Source organism: Nostoc parmelioides FACHB-3921 (assembly GCF_014696625.1).
GTDB lineage: Bacteria > Cyanobacteriota > Cyanobacteriia > Cyanobacteriales > Nostocaceae > Trichormus > Trichormus parmelioides.
Window position 1 is genome coordinate 1 of record NZ_JACJQL010000154.1, and the last position, 4,456, is coordinate 4,456.

A 4,456-nucleotide genomic window follows, 5' to 3' on the forward strand; every position below is an offset into this window, starting at 1 on the left:
ATTCTTCCCAAGTTATTGTGTTGTTACAATGCTTTTTCGTTCCATATTTTATCTGCTAAAAATTTTAATGATAATGATAATCGAAAAGAGGGGGGAGGAGGCGAGCGTCGCTCGCCTCCTCCCCCTCCCCACCACATGATTATCATTTTTATTTAGATAAGTTTAAGTATTTTAGCTCATTGACAAAATACACTTTAATCTAACCCCTCACGAGTGCTGGATGTCCGTGAATGGACTTGCCCCCACTGCGGTACTCATCATGACCGAGATGGGAACGCCTTATGTCGTTTACAACGTCTACAACGTTTGCTAAATAAGTGTTTCACGTTGTTGTCATTTTCTACAACGTTGTTAATTCAAGATATATGTCTATTATCTCCTCAACAATCGTTCTGATTGAACTCTGTTTTACTTTTGACTTCGCAAACACCATCTATTGCTCATTTAAGCTCTTATTTTATTAGTTAATAAAATAAGAGCTTAAACGTATTATTTATAGAAAATTTATTTTTAAGTATATCCACCATTATATAAGCAGATTTTGCCTGTATATGATGTTGCTAATAATTTAATGATACTTAAACTAATAAGTCAAGTATAAAAGCTAAAGTCTGGTATCAAAAAAAGCCTTAGCTATATTGAAGCTATTAAAAAACTTCTGAAATCTGCCAGTAAGTCAAGTAAAGGAGGTAATGGATCTCACGAATTTATAATTACATCACCGACTGATTCTGATTTTGTAATTATCGTGGAATGCAAGGCAGATATTAACAATCATATTAGTAAAGAAACCGAAAATTTATTAAATGAAAAGGACATAGATGAAACACAAGAGCAATACGTCAAGCGTACTCAACGCTATGCTGTAGATGGTATATTGCACTATGCAAGCTACCTTTCAAAAGAATATAATGTAATAAGTATTGCAGTAAGTGGTAATACAAATACTACGGTCAAAATATCGCATTATCTTAATTTTAAAGGAAACCAAAAAACCAAGATGTTACAGTCCAGAGATGGACATATTTTTAATGATTTAATACCTTGGAAAGACTATATTGAACACGCTACTTATGACCCTTTGCTCCAAAAAATGCGCTTCGAGGAGCTTATGGATTTTGCTCGTAATTTACATGATTTTATGAGAGATCATGCAAAGCTAACTGAAAGCGAAAAGCCCTTAATTGTTAGCGGAACATTGATTGCTTTACTGAATAAAGATTTTACTATGAGCTACCATGTTCATTCACCCGAAGATTTACAGAAGGAGTGGATGAGAATAATTAAAGAAGAAATTCAAAAAGCTGAAATTCCTAGAGCTAAGAAAGATAATATGGCACAGCCATATTCTAGTATTGCTGTACATCCAGAGCTTGGAAGAGCTACGAAGAATTATCCAAAGGGTGTACTCCATGAATTAATTAAGCGTCTGAATGAAAAAATTTTTCCTTTTATAAGTATTTATCACGACTTTGATATTGTTGGTCAATTTTATGGTGAGTTTCTAAAATACACGGGAGGAGATAAAAAATCACTTGGAATCGTTCTTACTCCCAGGCATATTACAGAACTGTTTGCACTATTAGCCAATGTCAATAAAAATAGCAAGGTTCTCGATATATGTGCAGGTACAGGCGGTTTTCTCATCTCTGCCATGCACAAGATGATGAAAGATACTTCAACAGAGGAAGAGCGAGACAACATTAAAAAGAATAGCTTAATCGGTGTTGAGCAACAGCCTAATATGTTTGCTCTTGCTGCTTCCAATATGATTTTACGAGGTGATGGTAAGGCAAATTTATATCAAGGCTCATGCTTTGATGTTGCCATAACTAAAGCAATTAAGGCTCATAAGTGTGATATAGGTATGCTTAATCCTCCCTTTTCACAAGGAGATGCGGACTTCCACGAGCTTTATTTTGTTAAACATATACTCGATTGTTTAGAAAAAGGGGCTACAGGTATTGTAATTACTCCAATGTCTTGCGCTATTTCTCCTCACCCAGCAAGATTTGAACTATTAAAAAATCATACGCTTGAAGCGGTGATGTCCATGCCTGACGACTTATTCTATCCGGTAAATATAATTACTTGTGTTATGGTTTTTACTGCCAAAATTCCGCACACCACTAGTAATAAAAAGACTTGGTTTGGTTACTGGAAAGATGATGGTTTTGTAAAAACAAAACATCGTGCCAATTTTGTGAGCATAACTGGTAAGACTAGTAATGTAAAATTGCACCTCCTGAGTAGTTTTATTCCAATGCTGAATCGAACGTACTACCATCACGACTGTTGTCAGACCAGCCCACAAATCTTGTTCATGAAGTGCAGGAAGTTGTGACACTGGCACGGTGTAAACCTGACGATTTTCGATGCGGTGATGCCCTTTTTCTACTCGTTGACTAATATTCACATCAACATCTTTAAACCCAAGAGATTGTGCTATCTCAAACCAATTTTTTACTTGTTGGTGCAGCGTAGGGTCATTATCTTTCAGGCTCAAAATATAATCAGCATTTGCTGTGATGATTTTCTGGGCAATCGATTTTTGTGTCCCCATTGCATCAATAGTAATGATACAGCCAGATATGTCTAGCATTTCTAATAGTGCTGGAATCGCAGTGATTTCATTGGATTTGTCAGTTACCTTTGTTTGTCCTAATACCAAACGATGTTCACTCGACCATGCACTGACTGTGTGTAAGGTTTTTAGCTGAGTTGCTCGGTCATATGAGCCTCTATGAGTTTTGCCATCTATGGCTACTACTTCTACTCCCAACTTCTCAACTAATGATTGTACCCACTGCCGAAAACATTTCTCAAATTCTTTTGGGTTAATTCTTTCAAACACCCTCCTAAAAGTATCGGGGCTGGGTATTCCGAATGGTAGTTCCAAAAACGTTTTCAACCACTCCTGTTTATTGAGTCCATACTCCTCAATATCTTCCCAACCTTCTGCTCCTGCTATTACTGCCAAAATCGCTATGGTGATCATATCTGTGAGTAAATGATATCTCGTCCTTTCTACTCTGGGGTCTTTTATTTGTGTGAAGTATTCCTGAAACTTAGTAGTAATGTCTTTGCTATCTATGCTGGGTGCAAAAGATGCTTTAGTTTTTCTTTTCTTGTTCTCAAATCCTGTTGACATTACTCGAACCTTGCACCTAGATGGATTAAATCTTACCCTAGCTCGGATAGTGCCACTTTGTTTCCAACTTGATTGCTGATCGGGCAAGTCCGCTTGTCAATAGGCTTTGAGACGCGCTAACCCTGTCATTCTGTTTTCTCCTGTTGTGCTAAATATTTTTTGTACTCTTCAATCATGTCTTCATCAGAAAGATGAATATAGGTGTTAACCGTTGTCTGAATATCAGCGTGACCTAATCGCTTTTGTATATAAGACATATCCCACCCTGCCCGAATTAATTCTGTTGCATGAGTATGTCTTAATAAATGCGGATTTACCTTAATTCCTGTCTTTTTTGACAAACGTCTAAATAAGCTATCAACAGTTTTGTATGTCAATGGTGTGCCAACTTCACCCTTAGCAGGAGCTTTAATAACCACAAAAACAAAGTCACAATCAATATCTTCTGGGTACTCATCAATTAAGTAAGCTGAGTACCATTGCATTAGCTCTTTACTTACATGAACTGTTCGCTCTACTCCAGACTTAGCTCTTACGTAGTTAACGTTATCTAATCTTGGTACAACATGAATCTCATTGTTTTTACCTGTAACCATGTCTTCATGTCTTAGCCCTAACGCTTCACCTATTCTTAGCCCCGTTTCGTATAGCAACCTAATGAGAAATTTGTCACGTAATATGTTACAAGCTTCAACAAATGTATTCACTTGCTCAGGTGTTAAACATCCAGAAAATGTCTTCGGTTCTTTTATCTTTAATAGTCTAGTTTTAACCTCTTTACCTTTGCTAATGTGGTGTAAGAAAGACTTATATTTACGCCCTGGTTGCAATTGATAGCGATAAGCATCTACCCCTTCAGTTGCTCCTATGCGTTCTTGAAACTCATAGAACCCACAAATAGTTGTCAGGCAGTGATTAATGGTTTTCTCAGAGCGTTTGGAGACTTGTGGCTCGATAGATAAAACGCCAGAATTAGGGTTTCTCAACCAGTGAATAAAGTTTGATAGCTGCTCCAAATCAATTTCGAGCCAGTTTAACTTTGAATCCCGTAAAAACTCCCAGAATAGTTTGAGGTTGTGGGCATAAGTCTGAATCGTATTTGGAGAACGCCCTACGCTGTCTAAGTAATGCAGGTATTTCTGGATTGGCTCAATAGGTAAATAATCATCATCCAGTACCATCCAAACCGGATAATACCCAGGGCGAACGCATCTTAATTGCTAATAAGAATTGGGAAGCAAATTCAAACATCTAGAATAAAGCCAATTGTCTTAGATAAATAGTGAATGTAAGTCAAAGGATAAA

General features: G+C 36.9%; 2 protein-coding genes and 2 pseudogenes. 2 read left to right on the plus strand and 2 right to left on the minus strand.

The window, feature by feature from the left end:
- Positions 1 to 216 precede the first annotated feature (216 nt).
- Together H6G14_RS34300 and H6G14_RS33930 are read left to right on the plus strand one after the other, a co-directional pair.
- Positions 217 to 294, plus strand: a pseudogene (locus H6G14_RS34300) (zinc ribbon domain-containing protein); the annotation flags it as partial.
- A gap of 1,039 nt (positions 295 to 1,333) precedes the next feature.
- Positions 1,334 to 2,092: pseudogene (locus H6G14_RS33930) on the plus strand (HsdM family class I SAM-dependent methyltransferase); the annotation flags it as partial.
- On the opposite strand, the gene H6G14_RS32940 reads toward H6G14_RS33930, so the two are convergent.
- Positions 2,066 to 3,151, minus strand: a complete 1,086-nt coding sequence (locus H6G14_RS32940; RefSeq protein ID WP_242054373.1) for an ISAs1 family transposase — start codon at positions 3,149 to 3,151, stop codon at positions 2,066 to 2,068. The pseudogene H6G14_RS33930 and the gene H6G14_RS32940 overlap by 27 nt on opposite strands.
- A 125-nt stretch (positions 3,152 to 3,276) precedes the next feature.
- Positions 3,277 to 4,332 carry a tyrosine-type recombinase/integrase gene (locus H6G14_RS32945; protein WP_190573168.1) on the minus strand — a complete coding sequence of 352 codons (1,056 nt, stop codon included), beginning with the start codon at positions 4,330 to 4,332 and terminating at the stop codon, positions 3,277 to 3,279.
- Positions 4,333 to 4,456: the final 124 nt, after the last annotated feature.